General features: G+C 64.4%; 15 protein-coding genes. 7 read left to right on the top strand and 8 right to left on the bottom strand.

From position 1 onward, the window contains the following. Both ABD059_RS06960 and ABD059_RS06955 read left to right on the top strand, forming a co-directional pair. The coding region (locus ABD059_RS06960; RefSeq protein WP_343878643.1) for an aconitate hydratase at nucleotides 1–2,558 on the top strand (2,558 nt) is incomplete at its 5' end. Nucleotides 2,559–2,693: 135 nt separating this feature from the next. Continuing rightward, nucleotides 2,694–3,362, top strand: a complete 669-nt coding sequence (locus ABD059_RS06955; RefSeq protein WP_343878642.1) for a GntR family transcriptional regulator — start codon at nucleotides 2,694–2,696, stop codon at nucleotides 3,360–3,362. A 179-nt stretch (nucleotides 3,363–3,541) separates the two neighbouring features. On the opposite strand, the gene ABD059_RS06950 is transcribed toward ABD059_RS06955, so the two are convergent. After that, nucleotides 3,542–5,050: a flavin-containing monooxygenase gene (locus tag ABD059_RS06950; RefSeq protein ID WP_343878641.1), complete on the bottom strand. Its 1,509-nt coding sequence runs from the start codon at nucleotides 5,048–5,050 to the stop codon at nucleotides 3,542–3,544. 108 nt (nucleotides 5,051–5,158) lie between these two features. On the opposite strand from ABD059_RS06950, the gene ABD059_RS06945 reads away from it, so the two are divergent. Continuing rightward, a complete protein-coding gene (locus ABD059_RS06945) occupies nucleotides 5,159–5,476 on the top strand; it encodes a DUF6457 domain-containing protein (RefSeq protein ID WP_343878640.1) in 318 nt (105 codons plus the stop codon). A gap of 111 nt (nucleotides 5,477–5,587) precedes the next feature. Here the strand turns inward: ABD059_RS06945 and ABD059_RS06940 are convergent, their stop codons facing one another. Continuing rightward, entirely contained in the window at nucleotides 5,588–7,927 is a 2,340-nt protein-coding gene (locus tag ABD059_RS06940) for an FdhF/YdeP family oxidoreductase (RefSeq protein ID WP_343878639.1), read from the bottom strand. A 127-nt stretch (nucleotides 7,928–8,054) separates the two neighbouring features. Between ABD059_RS06940 and ABD059_RS06935 the strand changes: the two genes are divergently transcribed. Then, on the top strand, nucleotides 8,055–8,789 hold the full coding sequence (locus ABD059_RS06935; RefSeq protein ID WP_343878638.1) for a glutamine amidotransferase: 735 nt from the start codon (nucleotides 8,055–8,057) through the stop codon (nucleotides 8,787–8,789). 64 nt (nucleotides 8,790–8,853) lie between these two features. Here ABD059_RS06935 and ABD059_RS06930 read toward each other — a convergent pair whose 3' ends face one another. From ABD059_RS06930 to ABD059_RS06915, 4 genes are read right to left on the bottom strand one after another with little or no spacing between them, the layout of a single operon-like run. Continuing rightward, nucleotides 8,854–9,807 (bottom strand): GntR family transcriptional regulator, encoded by a 954-nt coding sequence (locus ABD059_RS06930; protein ID WP_343878637.1) that lies wholly within the window; start codon nucleotides 9,805–9,807, stop codon nucleotides 8,854–8,856. Nucleotides 9,808–9,862: 55 nt separating this feature from the next. Then, nucleotides 9,863–10,888: a 4-hydroxythreonine-4-phosphate dehydrogenase PdxA gene (gene pdxA, locus ABD059_RS06925; RefSeq protein ID WP_343878636.1), complete on the bottom strand. Its 1,026-nt coding sequence runs from the start codon at nucleotides 10,886–10,888 to the stop codon at nucleotides 9,863–9,865. Beyond that, nucleotides 10,885–12,195: a four-carbon acid sugar kinase family protein gene (locus tag ABD059_RS06920; RefSeq protein ID WP_343878635.1), complete on the bottom strand. Its 1,311-nt coding sequence runs from the start codon at nucleotides 12,193–12,195 to the stop codon at nucleotides 10,885–10,887. Before ABD059_RS06920 ends, pdxA begins: the two co-directional genes overlap by 4 nt. Continuing rightward, nucleotides 12,192–13,265, bottom strand: a complete 1,074-nt coding sequence (locus ABD059_RS06915) for a 2-keto-3-deoxygluconate permease (protein WP_343878634.1) — start codon at nucleotides 13,263–13,265, stop codon at nucleotides 12,192–12,194. Before ABD059_RS06915 ends, ABD059_RS06920 begins: the two co-directional genes overlap by 4 nt. 151 nt (nucleotides 13,266–13,416) lie before the next feature. On the opposite strand from ABD059_RS06915, the gene ABD059_RS06910 reads away from it, so the two are divergent. From ABD059_RS06910 to ABD059_RS06900, 3 genes are all read left to right on the top strand, one after another. After that, a complete protein-coding gene (locus ABD059_RS06910; protein ID WP_343878633.1) occupies nucleotides 13,417–14,364 on the top strand; it encodes an acetamidase/formamidase family protein in 948 nt (315 codons plus the stop codon). Nucleotides 14,365–14,457: 93 nt separating this feature from the next. Continuing rightward, the gene (locus tag ABD059_RS06905) at nucleotides 14,458–15,501 is read left to right on the top strand and encodes an iron-containing redox enzyme family protein (RefSeq protein WP_343878632.1); all 1,044 of its coding nucleotides are present in this window, start codon (nucleotides 14,458–14,460) and stop codon (nucleotides 15,499–15,501) included. Further along, nucleotides 15,498–15,791 carry a CDGSH iron-sulfur domain-containing protein gene (locus tag ABD059_RS06900; RefSeq protein ID WP_343878631.1) on the top strand — a complete coding sequence of 98 codons (294 nt, stop codon included), beginning with the start codon at nucleotides 15,498–15,500 and terminating at the stop codon, nucleotides 15,789–15,791. The genes ABD059_RS06905 and ABD059_RS06900 overlap by 4 nt, the downstream gene beginning before the upstream one ends. Nucleotides 15,792–15,807: 16 nt before the next feature. Here ABD059_RS06900 and ABD059_RS06895 read toward each other — a convergent pair whose 3' ends face one another. Beyond that, nucleotides 15,808–16,368 (bottom strand): GNAT family N-acetyltransferase, encoded by a 561-nt coding sequence (locus ABD059_RS06895; RefSeq protein ID WP_343878630.1) that lies wholly within the window; start codon nucleotides 16,366–16,368, stop codon nucleotides 15,808–15,810. Nucleotides 16,369–16,432: 64 nt separating this feature from the next. Then, nucleotides 16,433–17,719, bottom strand: coding sequence for a hypothetical protein (locus tag ABD059_RS06890; protein WP_343878629.1), 1,287 nt, complete (start codon nucleotides 17,717–17,719; stop codon nucleotides 16,433–16,435). Between the last annotated feature and the right edge of the window lie 95 nt (nucleotides 17,720–17,814).

Below are 17,814 nucleotides of genomic sequence, written 5' to 3'. Positions count from 1 at the left end.
GCGTCGTGGACCTCGCGACCATGCGTGAGGCAGTCGTTGAGCTCGGTGGGGACCCCAAGCGGGTCAACCCGCTGGCGCCGGCCGAACTGGTCATTGACCACTCGGTGCAGATCGACTTCGCCGGCAATGCTAACGCGCTGGAGCGCAACATTGAGATTGAGTACCAGCGCAATGGCGAGCGGTACCAGTTCCTGCGCTGGGGCCAGACCGCGTTCGATGACTTCCTGGTGGTCCCACCGGGAATGGGTATCGTGCACCAGGTCAACCTGGAGTACCTGGCGCGCACCATCATGACCCGCGAGGTCACCACCGGCGACAGCACGGTCCTGCAGGCCTACCCGGACACCTGCGTCGGCACCGACTCGCACACCACCATGGTCAACGGGCTCGGCGTTCTGGGCTGGGGCGTGGGCGGCATCGAAGCCGAGGCGGCCATGCTGGGCCAGCCCGTCTCCATGCTGATTCCCCGCGTGGTGGGCTTCAAGCTGACCGGTGAGATTCCCGCCGGCGCCACCGCGACCGACGTCGTGCTCACCATCACCGAGAAGCTCCGCAAGCACGGTGTGGTGGGCAAGTTCGTCGAGTTCTACGGCGAAGGCGTCAGCGCTGTGCCGCTGGCGAACCGTGCGACCATCGGCAACATGAGCCCCGAGTTCGGTTCGACGGCTGCGATGTTCCCGATCGACGAAGTGACGATGGATTACCTGCGGCTGACCGGCCGCCCGGAGGAGAACCTGGCACTCGTTGAGGCGTACGCCAAGGCACAGGGCATGTGGCACGATCCGAGCAAGGAGATCGCTTTCTCCGAGTACCTGGAATTGGATCTCTCAACGGTGGTCTCCTCGATCGCCGGCCCGAAGCGCCCCCAGGACCGGGTGGAGCTGACCAACGCCAAGCCGCAGTTCCGCAGTGACCTGGAAAACTATGTGCACCGCTCCGTCGAGGAAGAGGGCGCAACCGTCGATGAGGCACTTGAGGAGTCCTTCCCCGCCTCCGACCCACCCTCGTCCAATGGTGCCGCCACCAAGATCGACGACCACCCGCACGAAACGGTCACCGAGACCGAGCCCAACCGCGACTCCAGCCCGATAGAGGTCACCACCGCAGATGGCCGCAGCTTCACGCTGGACCACGGAGCGGTCACCATCGCGTCGATCACCTCGTGCACCAACACGTCCAACCCCTCGGTGATGATGGCAGCAGCAGTGCTGGCCCGCAACGCCGTCGAGAAGGGCCTGACCTCCAAGGACTGGGTCAAGACCTCGGTGGCTCCCGGCTCCAAGGTGGTCACCGACTACTACGAAAAGTCAGGCCTGATCCCGTACCTGGAGAAGCTCGGCTTCTTTGTGGTCGGCTACGGTTGCGCCACCTGCATCGGTAACTCCGGTCCCCTGGACGAGGAAATCACCCAGGCCATCCACGACGCCGATCTGGCCGTCACCGCTGTCCTCTCCGGTAACCGCAACTTCGAGGGTCGCATCAACCCCGACGTGAAGATGAACTACCTGGCCTCACCGCCGCTGGTAGTCGCCTACGCCCTCGCCGGCACCATGGACTTCGACTTCGCTGCCGATCCGCTGGGCCAGGACGACGACGGCAACGACATCTTCCTGAAGGACATCTGGCCCAACCCGGTTGAGGTGCAGCAGATCATCGACGAGTCGATCGACAAGGAGATGTTCAAGACCAGCTACTCGACCATCTTCGATGGCGACGAGCGCTGGCAGTCCCTGCCCACCCCGGCCGGTGACACCTTCGAGTGGGATCCAGAATCCACCTACGTCCGGAAGCCACCGTACTTCGAGGGCATGAAGGCCGAGCCGGAACCCGTCACCGATATCGAGGGTGCACGCGTTCTGCTCAAGCTGGGGGATTCGGTCACCACCGACCACATCTCACCGGCGGGCTCCTTCAAGTCCGACACTCCCGCAGGTCGTTACCTGCTCGAGCACGGTGTGGAGCGCAAGGACTTCAACTCCTTCGGCTCTCGCCGTGGAAACCACGAAGTGATGATCCGCGGCACCTTCGCGAACATCCGGATCCGGAACCAGCTCCTCGAAGACGTTGAGGGTGGCTTCACCCGTGACTTCAGCCAGGCCGACGCGCCACAGGCTGCTGTCTACGACGCGGCGATGAACTACCAGGCCGCCGGCACGCCGCTCGTGATCCTGGCCGGCAAGGAATACGGTTCCGGCTCCTCCCGTGACTGGGCTGCCAAGGGCACCGCACTCCTGGGTGTCCGTGCAGTCATCACCGAGAGCTACGAGCGGATCCACCGCTCCAACCTCATCGGCATGGGTGTGCTTCCCCTGCAGTTCCCGCAGGGCCAGAACGCCGAGACGCTGGGCCTCACCGGCACCGAGACCTTCGCGGTGTCCGGCGTGACCGAGCTGAACAACGGCACCACCCCGAAGACCGTCACGGTCACGGCAATCCCCGAAGGTGGCGGCTCGCCGATCACCTTCGAGGCCGTCCTGCGGATCGACACTCCGGGTGAAGCCGAGTATTACCGCAACGGTGGCATCCTGCAGTACGTGCTGCGCCAGATTGCCGTCTAGCAGTTCTATCCGAGTCGCTCGTCGACGCGTCCGAACGGCTGTTCCATGAGTATTGTCCTAGCCCACACCCGTGGATAGGGTGCCTAAAATTCAGGTCCTACTTACAGGAGCACCAAGTGTCTGAACCGGTTGAAAGTGTCTGATCCGGCAGATTCGACGGGACGCGTCGACGGCTCAGTGGTCTTCCGTGTGCTGCGCAGCGAGATTCTGGCAGGTATTCATCCTCCCGGAACCCCGCTGCGCGAGGTAGGCCTCTCGGAGCGCTTTGGCGTCTCGCGGACTCCCATCCGCGAGGCGCTCAGCCGACTCCAGCACGAGCGTCTGCTGGAGCGTGCTGCGCGGGGCCTTCAGGTGCCGCAGATTGACCCCCAGGAAGTCATCCAGATTTACGACCTGCGGGTAATGCTCGAACAGGAAGCTGCCGGACAGGCGTCCAGCAGCAGGACCGCCTCGGACATCATGCGCCTTGAAGCCCTGGTTGAGCGGGACCGGGAACTCGATTCCCCGGATGACCAGACCCGGATCCGCTGCAACGTCGAGTTCCATGCGGCTGTCAGCACGGCCGCGCACAATCGGGTGCTGCAGGACCTGCTGGAACGGCTTTCCACCCACCTCATCAACACGCCTCGGTCAACCCTGTCCGTCGGCAACCGGTGGGAAGACGCACTGGACGAGCATGAGGCACTGGTGAGGGCTATCATCGACCAGCGCGCCGACGACGCCCGGCAGATCGCCCGGCAGCACATGGAAACTGCCCGCTCCCTGCGGCTGGACTTGTTAAAGTCGGCCGCGAAGACGGAATAGCGGCGCCGGAGCCTCCCCGGGGCGCTCCCTCCCGGCAAAAAAGTGCTGCACCCGCAGGTGAGTGGTGGGGCAACCACTTGTGTGCAGCTACGCCACTTCTTTGCGGCCAAAGGTGCAGCTACGCCACTTCCTGCGGCCAGAGGTGCAGCTACGCCACTTTTCTGCGGCCAGGGGTGCAGCTACGCCACTTCTTTGCGCTGCGCGGCGGGGCCTCGACCGGGTACGGCGTTAAACGCCATCTGCCTGCTGACTTTGCCCAGCATCACCAGCGGCACATCCAGGAGGTAGTTGGCGCCCAGCGTCCAGGGGGTGCCCGAACCCTGTCGCGGAAACACGTTCACGGCCCGCAGCATGAAATTGGATGACAGGGCCAGCAGCGGCCGCCGCGCCACACCTGAGGTCGGCACCGGGACTGCCACCGTGTGCCCGTTGCGATCCATATGCTTCAGCAGCCGGCACACGTACCGGGCGCTGAGGTCCGAGCGGAGGGTCCAGGACGCATTCGTGTATCCCAGCGAGTAGCCAAAGTTCGGGACCCCGCTGACGAGGACGCCACGGTAGATCAACGAATCGCCCAACTCCACGGGGACGCCGTCAACACTCAGGTTCGCGCCGCCGAGGGATTGCAGGCTAAGCCCCGTCGCGGTGACGACGACGTCGGCCGCCAGTTCCCGCCCCGACGCAAGCCGGACCCCGGCAGCCGTGAACCGGTCGATCCGATCCGTCACCACCGACGCCTTCCCCGACACCAGTGACCGATAGAAGTCACGGTCGGGCGCAGCGCACACCCGTTGCTCCCACGGATTGTAGGTGGGGGTGAAATGGTCACGGATCTGCTGCTCGTCCTTGAGGATGCCGCGGGCCTGGTACCTCAGGTAAGCTTTCGCCACCCGGGGCAGCTTCATACACAGCTGGTAGAACCCCAGCGGGTAGACCACATTGCGCGCCCGGGCCACCCGGTGGGCCGGGCCGGCTGGCAGGATCTTCCGTGCGGCGTCGGAGAACCGGTCCCGGCGCGGTACGTTCACCACGTAGGACGGCGATCGTTGCAGCATGGTGACGTGGGCGGCGTCGTCGGCCATTGCCGGCACCAGGGTGATGGTGGTGGCCCCACTCCCGACCACGACCACCCGCTTGCCCGTGTAGTCGAAGCCGGCCGGCCAGAACTGAGGATGGATCACCTCGCCGGTGAAGTCCTCGAGTCCCGGGAGGTCAGGCTGGTACGGCTCGGTGTAGTTGTAGTACCCGGTGCAGGCGTACAGGAACGAGCAGGTGACGGTGCGGCGATGGGTGGTGCCGTCGTCGTCGTCGTCGGTGTCCAGGTGCAGTGTCCAACGGGAGGTCTCCGTGGAAAAGTCAGCACTCACCATGCGGGTGGCGAAGCGGATGTGAGGCGTCACGCCCGATTCCTCGGCAGTGTCCTGCAGGTAGTTCAGGATGCTTCGCTGGTCGCCGATGGATTCCGGTGCGGTCCAGGGCCGCCAGGGGTAGGAGAGGGTGAACATGTCGGAATCGGATCTGGCCCCCGGGTAGCGGAAGAGGTCCCAGGTGCCGCCGATCGCGTCGCGGGCCTCGAAGAGGGCGAACGACTTACCCGGGCATTCAGTTAGCAGCCGGTGGGCGGCGCCAATGCCGGACAGCCCAGCCCCGATGATCGCGACGTCGAGGTGCTCTGTGGTGGCGGCCATGTGTCCATTATTGGGTACCCACCGTTCCACTGGCCAACGTTGTGGAAAGTGCTCACAGATGCTACTTCTTGAAGGCACCAAAATTCCCACAATTTACGGAGTCCCCTTATGACCGGCATCGACGACGAACTGCGCACGCTCAGCGAATGGAGCCGCCAGCTCACCCAGGCACTGCAGATCCTCGATTTGGAGGTGGACCACGAGCGGATCGTTGAGGTCGCCGCCCAGACCTCCGAGACGGTGTCCCCCAACGCCGGGGCCATCAGCGCGTTCCTGATTGGCTATGCAGCGGGCACCGCCGACACCAGTGGCCGTAAAGGTTCGGACGACGCCGTGCAGTCAGCGGCCGACGTCGTCATGCAGGTCCGGGCGAAAGGGCTCGAAGACGGTCCAGACGCCAACGGCTGGACGAAGACCGCTCAGTAACAGGCAGTCCGCCCCTAGAGCACAAAAAAGTGGCTCCCCCGCAGGAAAGTGGTTGTGCAACCACGATCCTGCGGGGGAGCCACTTTTTTGGCCCGTGGTGGGCGCTGGGGGCTACGAGATGGAGGCCTTCGCGGCAGCGGCCGACGACGCCGCATCGCCCTTCGTTGGCTCCAGCCGCACGATCACTGCCTTTGACAGGGGAGTGTTGCTGCCCTCGGCCACTTCCTCCAGGGGGACCAGTACGTTGGCCTCCGGGTAGTACGCGGCAGCACAGCCCCGGGCGCTCGGGTAGGAGACTATGCGCCAGTTCCGCAGCACACGCTCCCGGCCGTCCTGGTACTCGCCGCGGACGTCCACGTACTGCCCATCAGCGAAGCCCAGCTCGGCCAGGTCTTCCGGGTTCACGAACACCACGTGGCGGCCCTTCTTGATGCCGCGGTAGCGATCGTTGTGACCGTAGATGGTGGTGTTGAACTGGTCGTGTGAACGCAGCGTCTGCAGGATCAGGGTGCCTGCGGGACGCTCGACCGGCTGCAGATCGTTCACCGTGATGATCGCCTTGCCGGTGGGGGTGCTGAACGTCCGCGAGTCACGGGGTCCGTTGGGAAGCACGAACCCGCCCTCGCGGCGGACCTTCTCGTTGTAGTTCTCACAGCCGTCCACCACGTGGGAGATGTGCTCGCGGATCACGTCGTAGTTGGCTTCGAACCCATCCCAGTCCACGTTCACCTTGTCACCGAGCACAGCCCGCGCGAGGCGGCTAACAATGGCCACCTCCGAGAGCAGGTTCGGCGCAACGGGATCAACCGTGCCGTGCGAGGGGTGCACGGCGCAGACCGTGTCCTCCACCGTGACGAACTGCGGACCGTTGGCCTGCATGTCGATCTCGGTCCGGCCGATGGTCGGGAAAATCAGCGCTTCCTTGCCGATCACCGCGTGCGACCGGTTCAGCTTGGTGGAGATCTGCACCGTCATGTCGGTGGCCTGCATGGCCTCCTCGGCGGCGTGGGTGTCCGAAATGGCTGCCACCAGGTTCCCACCCAACGCGACGAAGACCTTGACGTCGCCGTCGCGCATCTGGCGGATGGTCTCCACCGCGTCGATGCCATGGTCACGGGGAGGGTCGAAACCGAACTCCTCTTCCAGCGCGTCAAGGAACGACGGCGGCATCTGCTCCCAGATACCCATGGTCCGGTCGCCCTGGACGTTGCTGTGCCCGCGAATCGGGGAGGCACCCGCACCAGGCTTGCCGATGTTCCCGCGCAGCAGGAGCAGGTTGATGATCTCCTTGATGGTGGCCACGCCCTTTTTCTGCTGCGTGATGCCCATGGCCCAGGTGATGATGACCTTGTCGGCCTTGATATAACGGGCCGCCAACTCGTCGATTTCCTCGACGGTCAGTCCCGTTGCCTCGAGGACGGCGCCCTCATCCAGCTGGGACAGGCTGACCTTGAGCTCGTCAAGACCCTGGGTGTGCTTGGCCAGGAAGTCGTGGTCCAGGACCGTTCCAGGGTTCTCCGCCTCGGCGTCGAGAACCCGCCGGCAGATCGCCTGCATGAGGGCCATGTCGCCGCCGATGCGGATCTGCATGAACTGGTCGGCGATCTCGGTGCCGCGGCCGAGGACTCCCTTGACCTCCTGCGGGTTCTTGTACCGCTTCAGGCCCGCTTCGGGCAGGGGATTGATGGCGACGATTTCGGCGCCGTTCTCCTTGGCGTGCTCCAACGCTGTGAGCATCCGGGGGTGGTTGGTGCCCGGGTTCTGCCCCATGATGATGATCAGCTCGGCTTTGGCGAAGTCGTCGTACGCGACGGTGGCTTTGCCGATTCCGATGGTCTGGCCCATCGCCCAGCCCGAGGACTCGTGGCACATGTTGGAGCAGTCGGGCAGGTTGTTGGTGCCGAAGGCCCTGACGAACAACTGGTAGGCGAATGCAGCCTCGTTCGAGGCGCGGCCACTGGTATAGAACGCCGACTGGTGCGGGCTCTCCAGACCATTGAGTTTGTCAGCGACCAGCGAGAACGCCTTGTCCCAGCTGACCGGCTGGTAATGATCGCTGTCGGCAGGCTTGTAGACAGGCTCAGTGAGACGCCCCTGCATGCCCAGCCAGTATTCACTTCTGGTCAACAGGTCAGTGACCGAATGCTCAGCCCAGAACTCGGAAGCCACCAGGACGGGAGTTGCTTCCCAGGTGACAGCTTTGGCACCGTTCTCGCAGAACTCGAAGCTGCTGCGCTTGCCCGGATCCGGCCAGGCGCAACTCATGCAATCGAAGCCGTCCTTCTGGTTCAGCGCGAGGAGGGTCTTCCGTGTCCGGTTGGCGCCCATATGCTTGATCGCTGGCTGCATCGAGTGAATGACACCCGGGACACCAGCGGCCCATTCCTTGGGTTTGCCTACCTCAATGTCACTCTCGTCGGCTTCTTCTACGTGCGGATTTGTGCGGACCATTTTCCACTTCTCTTTCTTGCTTCGATACCCCAGACTTAGCAGCCAGCGCCCCGGACCGCAAGGACCGGCCGGAGTCACGGGCCGAGTCTCGTGCCCAGCGGGCGCCTCAGGGCAGTAGTCTCGACTGGTGAAACCGTTTCTGCTGATAGCCACCCGTGCCGAGGATGCCGCCGCCGACGGCGAGTACCGGGCGTTCCAGCGGTTCGGCGGACTCGAGCCGCACCAGCTGCACCGAGTGCGTGCCGAATCCGGCCCTCTGCCGCGGCTCGACCTGGAGGACTACTCGGGCATCATGGTGGGTGGCAGCCCGTTCAACTCGTCCGACCCTGAACACCTGAAGTCCGAGGTCCAACGGCGGGTGGAACGCGACATTGGCGGGTTGCTTGATCGGGTGGTTGCTGCCGACTTCCCCTTCCTCGGCGCCTGCTACGGCGTGGGCACCCTGGGGCGTCATCAGGGTGCGGTGATCGACCGGACCTTTTCCGAACCAATCGGGGCCGTGCCCATCACGTTGGCCGCCGAGGGCGCGGCGGACCCGCTACTGGCCGGGCTGCCGTCGTCGTTCGACGCCTTTGTGGGGCACAAGGAAGCCTGCACCACCCTGCCCGACGGCGCCGTGCTGCTGGCGTCCTCCGCAACCTGCCCGGTCCAGATGTTCCGGATCCGCACCAACCTCTATGCCACCCAGTTCCATCCAGAGCTCGACGTCGACGGCCTGATCCAGCGCATCGACATCTACCGCGACGCCGGGTACTTCCCGCCGGCAGAAGCTGACGACTATATGGGCCGCGCCCGTGCGGCGCGGGTCCAGTGGCCGGCGACGATCCTGCGGAACTTTGTCAGCCGGTACGGGACGGCGTAGCTAAGGGTTCGGACGCGGGTCCACACCAGGTGCGTTCACCTGCCCCCAGGGGGCCTTCCTGGATTCAGGTTTGTTCGGCGGCAGCGATGTCGTCGGCCAGGTGCTGGAGTCTCAGGCTGAGTTCGCGCGCACGGGTGCTCAAGGACGCGGGGGAATCCAACGCCGCCGGTCCACCCGACCGGACGGGCACCTGGGGCACCGTAGGCCGCGACGTGTCCGCTGCGAGATCGCTGGTTCCGGCACCCCGGGCGGGGGAGGGGGACGTCGAGGCGGGGTCGTGGACTACCTCGATGTCGAAGACCATCTGGTCCGCATGGTGCCAGGTGGTGAAGACCTCCACGGGGCGTCCGGTGGCGTCGAGGCTGGTTCCTTCAAGGACCAGGACCGGTGCGTGAGGCGCCATGTGCAGCAGGGCCAGCAGCTCGGCGTCGGCCGGTGCTGCCCGGATCTGGCGCTTGCCCGCAACGATCTCGATGCCGTACTTCTGGCGCAACACTGAATGCAGCGAGGTGTCCTGCAGTTCCCCGGCGGTCAGCGTGGAGCACAGGGGGAGCGCAAGCCACGTGTGGATCAGGGCAAGGGGTGCGCCCTCCACAGAACGCAGCCGCTCGATGGCCAGCACCTCGGGGGCGCCAAGCGCGGTCGCGATGCCCTGGGCCGGCTGCACACTGAAGGACAGCACCTCGGTCGTCACGGACACGCCGGTTTCGGCGATCTGCGTCGACAGGCCGGGCATCCGGTGCACCAGCCGGTGATGTTCCCGGCGGGGCGCGACAATACTGCCGCGCCCACGCCCGCGATCGATGAGCCCCTCCGTGGTGAGAGCCCCCAGCGCCTGGCGGACCACCGAACGCGAAACACCGTACCGTTCCTGCAGTTGGGCCTCGCTGGGAAGCGATGTGCCCGGCGGCAGCGAGTGGTTCACAATCTGGGCTCGCAGATGCGCGCTCAGTTGATGGTGCAGGGGCAGGCTGTTGCTGGGATCGACCGGTCGTTCTTCAAACTGATAAGTCTTCATTTGCACTCATCATCCCAAACTCTGGGCGCCTGTCGGTTCGATCAGCTGCTGGGTGTCAGCCCTGCCGGGCGGTCTGCCACACATGGTCCCAGCCGGGAGCGAGCTGGGCTGCCCGGCGGAGAGACAGCACCAGGCTCGCCTCGCGGGCAATGCCCTGGCCCGCAATGTCGAACGCCGTGCCATGATCCACCGACACCCGGACGACTGGCAGACCGACGGTGATGTTGACGCCGTCGTCGCCGTACACGGCTTTGAACGGAGCGTGACCCTGATCGTGATAGCAGACGATCACCATGTTCCACTTGCCCTTGACAGCTGCCGGGATGAGCGCGTCGGCGGGCAGCGGGCCGGTCACGTTGATGCCTGCCGCGCGGGCGGCCTCGACCGTCGGTGCCAGAATGTCGGCGTCTTCGTTGCCGAACAAACGGTTCTCGCCGGCATGGGGGTTCAGGCCAGCCAACCCAATGGGCTCGTCCGGGTTGCCGAGCGCCTTGGTGAACGCGCTGACCAGGTCAATGACGCTACGGGTGCGCTTCGGGGTGATGTCCTCGATGGCCTGGCGCAGCGACACATGGGTGGTGAGGTGGAAGAAGTACAGGTCCCCCGCGGAGAGCACCAGCGAGAAGTTTTCGACGCCGAATTCGTGGGCAAGCAGCTCGGTGTGACCGGGCCACTTGTGACCGCCAGCGTGCATAGCGGCCTTATTCAGCGGGGCGGTGACGATGCCATCCACCTGACCCTCGCGTGCCAGCCGGCAGGCCTCGACGACGAAACGGTAGGAACCGTCGCCGGCATCGGGGTGGAGCTCGCCCAGGGGCACGTGCGCAAGCGACTGACCGGTCTGGATCAGCTCGATCGTGCCGGGCTCATTGGTGGCGTCGGCGACGGAGCCGATGACGCGGACCTTGTCCGGGTCCCCGCCCACGTTGACGACGCCGGCACGCATCGCGGCCTCGTCGCCAATCACGATCGGGCGGCATTCGGCGCGGAGGTCGTCGTGGTCGAGCAGCGACTTCGCGGTGATCTCTGGGCCGATACCCGCCACATCGCCGATGGTCAGGGCAAGAGTAGGGATGGTCATGGAAGTGCCTCCGGGGACAGTGGGGATGGGGTGCAAAGGTGATGGACAATATCGGTCAGCGAGTCGGGGTCGCCGAACCCGCCAGCCTTGGTGACGACGCGCAGCCCGTGGGCGGTGCCGCCGTCGACGACGCCGACCGGGACGCCTTCCTGCAGGGCGCCGGCGACGACCACTGAGTGCGCAGCGGTTTCCCGTAGGACCGCCCGTGCGCCGTCCCCGCCCATCAGGACGAGCGCCGTCCCAGCGGGCTGAGGCAGGATTATGTCGGTCAGGACGACGCCGGCAATCGCCGCGAGCCCCTCCGCGATTTCGGCGCCGGTCAGAGCGTCAGGGGTGCTGCCGCGATCGGTGGGTGAGAGCAGCAGGGTGACCCGCTGTGCACCGGACAGCTCCCGGGCCTCGACCCAGGCCAGGGCCGCGGCCCGGGAGCGGACATCGGCGAGGGCGGGACGCAGCACCAGCAGGTCGTCGTCGGTCGATTCGCTGATCAGCCGCTCGGCCTGTCCGCGGGACACATCATGCAACGAGCTGACCACAATCAGAACCCGGCCAGCGGCGGAAGTGGTCGAGCCTGTCCGGCTGGCCAATCCGGCGTCGGCCCCCCAGTGCGACGCCAAGGCTGCGGCCAAACCGGCCGAGCCGACCGGCACCGCCCAGGGACCCAGCTCGCTCAGCGCTGCGGCCAGCCGGTCGAGGTCGTCGTCGGTGACTGCGTCGACGACGACGGTGCCCGCCTCCATCCCGGCCGCTTCGCCCAGGAAGTGCGCGTGCTCAGTCGCCGTGCCAACCCCGAGGCGGATGCTGCGGCTGCCCGGGATCAGGGTGGCCAGCTCGCTGGTGCTGACCGGGGTCACCGGGTCGCGTCCAACGGAGGTGGATTCGACCGGATCACCGTTGACGCGGAGCTGGCCCTGATCGACCGTGCGGCCCATTGCCGGGTAGGCGGGGCAGACGACGGCGAACGCGCCGGCGTGCTGCTGGCGCCAGGTACGCAGCGCGCCGTCGATCTGGCCCGGGATGCTGCCGCGCATGGTGGAGTCGATTTTGACGTACAACCGGTCGGCGCCAGCCACCAGTAGTTGCGCGACGGCGTCGGCGGTCACTGTGCCGGCGGCGTCGTGCGGCAGTGCCCGGGAATCGGTCACCGTGGCGAGCGTGCTGCCCGTGAACTGGCTGTCGAGCCCGCCGAGGGCGAGACGGGAGGTCCACCCCGCCCCGGCGAACTGGACCAGGGAATCGTTGGCCCCGGTCAGGTCATCGGCGGCGATACCGATGACCTGCGGCGGGCCTGAGGGGGTAGCGGTCACGGATCGGCCTGCGGTGAGTTGTGGGTCCCGGCGGGCCGGCCGTCGTCGTGCGGGGTCGCGGCGGTGTGTTCGTCGCCGGTGGGGGCGTCATCCTCGCCGTAGAGGCCGCCCTGGCGCTTGAGGACCCAGGTGGCCAGCAGCGGCGCGAAGATTGCCGTGACGAGGACGGCCGAGGCGACCTGTGCCGTGGCAACTTCAACGAAGGGAGCGAAGGTGGGGTCAGCTGCAGCGACGACGGCGGGGGTGGCGATCGAGTTACCAGCGGTGGTGGCGGAGGCGATGCCGATGCCTGACTTGTTGCCGCGGCGCAGGATGAAGCGGTAACCGAAGTAGACCAGGGCGCCGGTGATGAGGGTCGCTGCGATGCCGATGAAGATGCCCGACAGGCCGCCGGTGAGGACGTTGCCGAGGTTGATGCCCGTGCCGAGGGCGAACGCGAAGAACGGGATCACAATGTTCGGAACCGGGCGCATCACCTCGGTCCATTTACGGTCCAGGTTGCCGACGATAAAACCGAGGATCAGGGGGATGACAGCGGCCAGCAAGATCAGGAACGGAATGTTGCCGAGACCCGAAATGCCGAGGAACAGCAGCGTGAAGAACGGGCCGTCGTTGACCGCGGAGGCCATGTAGGCACCGCGATCCCGGCTGTCGCCGTAGCGCCCGGTGAACGCGAGCCAGAGACCGCCGTTGCTGTTGTCGAAGGAGGCCAGCAGGGCAAGGATGGAAATGCCGAGGATCCCGTCGATGCCCACCATCAGGCCCAACGCGGCAACCAGGGCGGCCGGGATGATGGTTTTGAACAGGAGGATGACTCCGGTGGTCGCGAGGACTGGGCCGGAGGTCTTTGCGGTGATCTGCATGCCGGTGGCGAAGATCAGAATCGCGATCAGGGGGAGTGCCGAGTCCTTGAAGAGGGCGGTGGTGAAGCTACCCATCTCCAGGAAGGCGGGGAAGAAGGTTCCGACGATCGATCCCAGAACCAGGGGAATGAGCATCAGCCCCCCGGGGATGCGGTTCATCATGTCGAATAGGGGGACGCGGGACTTGGGAAGGGATTCGGCTACCATGGCGAATCTTCTCTCTGGTCGGGGCTGCCGCAAGGGGACAGCAACTCAAAGTTGTACGGACAAGATGTACCTACACTAAGTCCGGTTCCCCAAAGTGGCAAGTGCAATTTGTGAGAGGGGTCACGGCACGGGCGGGTCGTAGGCTGAACCCATGACTGCATTTCAGACCCACCTGCTTGAGCCGACGGTGGCCACCGCCACCCAGATATTCTCCCGCGATACCCCACCGGTGCTCACAGTGCAGCCGGGTGACTCGGTGCGGGTTAGATCCCTTGACGCCTGGGGGCATCTGGAGCGGCAGACCGTTCCCGGAGAGGATCAGCCACAGCTTTTCGCCGAACGGCGGGGTCACTGCCTCACCGGCCCCATCGCCGTCGCAGGCGCCAGGCCTGGGGACATGCTGGCCGTCACCTTCGTTTCGCTCACGCCCGACCCCTGGGGGTTCACGAACGCCGGGCGAAAAAACGACAACTTCACCCGGCTGCTCGACGTCGACGGCGGGGCCCCGCAGTGGCTCCTGTGGGATATCGATGTGCAGCAGGGGACGGCCTCCAATCAGCTGAGCCAGACGGTGACGCTGCACCCGTTTCTTGGCGTCGTGGGCGTGCCGCCCAACAGTCCCGGCGACTTCACCACTACTCCTCCGCGGGCCGATGGCGGAGGCAATATCGACTGCAAGGAGCTGACCGCAGGGTCCACCCTGTTCCTCCCGGTGACCGTGCCAGGTGCGCTGCTCAGCGTGGGCGACGGGCATGTCGCGCAGGGCGACGGTGAGGTGGGCGGCACCGCGATCGAGTGCGGGATGACCTCGGAGCTGGTGCTCGACGTCGTCGTCGATGCACCCCTGAAGACTATTCATGCGATCACGCCGACGGCGCGGATCACCTTTGGTTTCAACGCTGACCTCAATCTCGCGACCGCTGAAGCGCTCAAGGCGATGTTGACCTGGATGCAGGACCTGTACGGCATGGAACGCACGCTGGCGCTGGCTCTGGCGAGTACGGTCGTGGACCTGCGGATCACGCAGATCGCCAACGAAACCTGGGGTGTGCACGCAATGCTCGGCCACGACGCGGTCCGGGCGTCCGCCGTCGGCTGAACCTAACCTCCGGGCGTGCAGTTCACCGGATAGCAAGTATGCTTAGGACTTGGTTTACCAACTGTTTGACTGCCCAACGATAGGGGTCCCGTCATGAAGCAACCTCAGCCTCGCGGCCCGGTGAGCTCGCTGCTCCTGAACATCCTGAACGGGTCGGCGCATAGTGGCGCTGACACACGAATCCCGGCTGGCGATCTTGTTCCAGCCGTGCGCGACGCCATCGCGGCGACCGACGATTTCGCGTTCGACGACGACCTGCAGCTGACGCTGTTTTGCCTGTTCGAGCTGCACTACAGCGGCATCGACGGCACCGGTTCCGCCTGGGAATGGAATCCGGACCTGATTGCCGCCCGCGGGTTGCTGGAGCAGGCGTACGAGGCGCAGCTCCGATCCGCTGCCACCCTGCCCGATCTGCCTTCGCCCACCAGCGCCGACGTCGCCGCAGGCCTGTTCGAACTGACCGGTGCCGACGGCGGGCCGAGCATGTCCCGCTACGTCGCCAAGCAGGCCACCGAGGAGCAGATCGGCGAGTTCCTGATCCAGAAGTCCATTTACACGCTGAAAGAAGCCGACCCGCACACGTGGTCCATTCCCCGGCTCACCGGCCGGGCGAAGGCCGCGATGGTGGAAATCCAGGCGGACGAGTACGGGGGAGGAGCCCCTGACCGGATGCACTCAGCCCTATTCGCCCAGTCAATGCGAGGCGCCCGGCTGAATGACAGCTACGGCTATTATCTCGACGCCGTCCCCGCCATCACCCTGGCGTCGTCGAACATGATGTCCATGTTCGGGCTCAACCGACGCCTCCGAGGTGCGATTGTGGGCCACCTCGCCGCCTATGAGATGACTTCCTCGCTCGCGAACCGCATGTATGCGCGGGGCTTCCGGCGGCTCGGGTACGACGACGCCGTCGCCGCCTACTTCGATGAGCATGTGGAGGCAGACGCCGTGCACGAGCAGATCGCCAGCCGGGATATGGCTGGCGGACTGGTCGAATCCGATCCGGAGCTTCTGAAGGACGTGTTCTTCGGTGCCGCGGCGGCCGCCGTCGTTGACACCTGGATGACCGGCTACATTCTCGACGCCTGGAACGCGGGCACCTCATCGCTCCGTTCCTCTGCGGCGGTACCGGCATGAGCTGGTGCGGGCGGGACGATCACGACGACGACGCCCCGGACGGTGGCGGCCCCGACAGCCCCACCCCGGAGGGCGGTCGGGCACCCGCGAACTCCAGGCAGACCATCGTGGCGTTTCCCAACGGTCCGCTGCTGGTCCGTGGGGACTTCGACATTGTTGATCCGGACGGCAACCAGCTACGGCGCACCCGCAAGACGGTGGCCCTGTGCCGGTGTGGGGCGTCGACACTCAAGCCCTATTGCGACGGCAGCCACAAGATGATCAACTTCAGGACTGAACCCGAAAGCTAGGTTCGTTCCCGACTGCTTAGCTGCGCTGCTCTGGAAATGGCAGTTCGAAGATGAAGTCGTTCTCAACGCCGGAACCCAGCCGGAACGTCTTGACCCCCACCTTGGTGAAGCCGTGCTTTTCGTAGAATCGGATGGCACGAAGGTTCTCGTTGTTCGTTCCCAGCCACGCCGCCCGCACGCCGGTCTGAACGGCAACCTCAAGGGTTGCCTGCATTAGGGTTGAGGCCTGTCCCTGGCCGTGATGGTCCGGGTGGACGTAGAACTTGCTCACCTCGATGGTGGGGAAGATCGATAACGAGGAACGCACTCCGTCGTCGGTCGGGTCGCCGTGAATGAGCATGCTGAAGCCAGCTAGGCCGTCGCGGTCGCCGTCACGCAGGCACAGAAGGGTCCTGTCCGGATTGGCGATGTGCTCACGGAATTTCGCGGGGGAAAGTTCGGCGGCCATGTGGTGCGCGATATCCTCGGGCCTCGACGAGGCGGGGCAGGCGAGTGGGAAGGTGATGGCGGCGAGCTCGGTAAGCTGGTCGGCGTCGTCGGGGGCGGCCCGGTCGATGAGTAGCTTCACGGGATCCATATTCTCATGCGGGGTCGTGGGGGTCTGGCTCTCGCTGGTCAGCTCGGACCTGTTGGTTTCGAGATTATTCGGCCGATGCAGCGTTTTTTGCGGCTAGGATAATCCGCCGCATCCAGGTCGAAGGACTAGACCTTCGACCGGAATCATTCAAAGCGGGTTCTGTCGGCTCTTTGGCATCAGGCGACCACGTATTTATCGATCCCATTCCTGCTAAAGATTCCTGGCGCTCCACAGCCTTTTGATGGGCCAGCGTTGCCGCATTGAGTTGGGTCCTGGCGAGCTCTTTGTCCTCGTGTCGGTCAGCAACCGCTAACCACACGGCCGCCATTCCGGGGCCTCGACCCGTACGCATGGCAGTTTGAATAAGAAGATATTGGATGGCGCAACAAAGTAGGACAATTAGGCCACTTAGTAAGATGTGATCGAGAGTAAAATCAAATACAATTGGGAAGAAAATGATTAAGATGATAGCGAGTGGGATAGTTGCCCACTGGGCCCACATTGATCTTGTTCCGATGCCGCGCGAGCCGGTGAGTGAAGGTTGGAGGCCCGCATCTTTAATAATTTTTGCCGCCATGGCGAAAACCATCATCAACATTGCCCCACCGGTAGTTATGAATAAAATGATCCACATCATAATCAGGAGTGCAAGGTTGCCGGTTACGCCTAGAGATTCTTCGTCTATGGACTGGAAAAAGGGGTCCGAATGCCAGATATGCACTATCGCTAGCGCACCTATTGAAACTGCCACGATGATCGGGGTTACTGCATTCCCGATGGCAGTGCTCATCTTAGGCGGATTTTCTGCATCGACTGGTCGAAGTTTTTCTGGTAGAGCGTGCAACAAATTTTCGTACTGCTTGTCCGCGTAGTCGCTAAATTTTTCCGATACACGTAATTCCAACTTAAGTGCTGCGAGACGGCCAGCAAGACGCAAGTCTGAGGCGCTAATGGCTAGTCCGCTAACGAACAGAAGACCCAGTCCTAGGCCGACATTCTGGGGTATCTGGGTGAAGGTGACAGCCAGCGCTACCCAGCAAGCGAGCGGGGCGAGCCCCTGCATTCGATTCTGCCAGCGAGCAAGATCGAGGATTGAAGCTTCGTCGTGGGGTGCTGTAAGTCTTGCTGCAAATACCGCGACGTTGATGGTGAAAACAAATGCCCCGACACCTACGACAATGGTGGAGGCTACTTCCGAGTTAATTCCAACCGATAAATCCCAAGGAATGTTCGACGGTCCTGCGATTGCGACTTCAGAAACACCATCCTCAATCGCGCGCTCGAAAAATAGCTGACTAAAGTAGACAACTTGTCCGATGATAAACAGGGCTGACGCCCCGACAATGATCACCCACCAATGTAACTGGCTCTCCGTGGTTCGTGGTGAAAGCCGGGTTCGTGTCGTAAGCGTATAGGGGCTCGTGGCCCTGCTGAGATGGATGTTCT

The organism is Arthrobacter flavus, assembly GCF_039526005.1.
Taxonomy (GTDB): domain Bacteria; phylum Actinomycetota; class Actinomycetes; order Actinomycetales; family Micrococcaceae; genus Arthrobacter_D; species Arthrobacter_D flavus.
The sequence above is the reverse complement of the archived record's forward strand: the minus strand, read 5'-3'. Positions and strand labels throughout refer to the sequence as shown.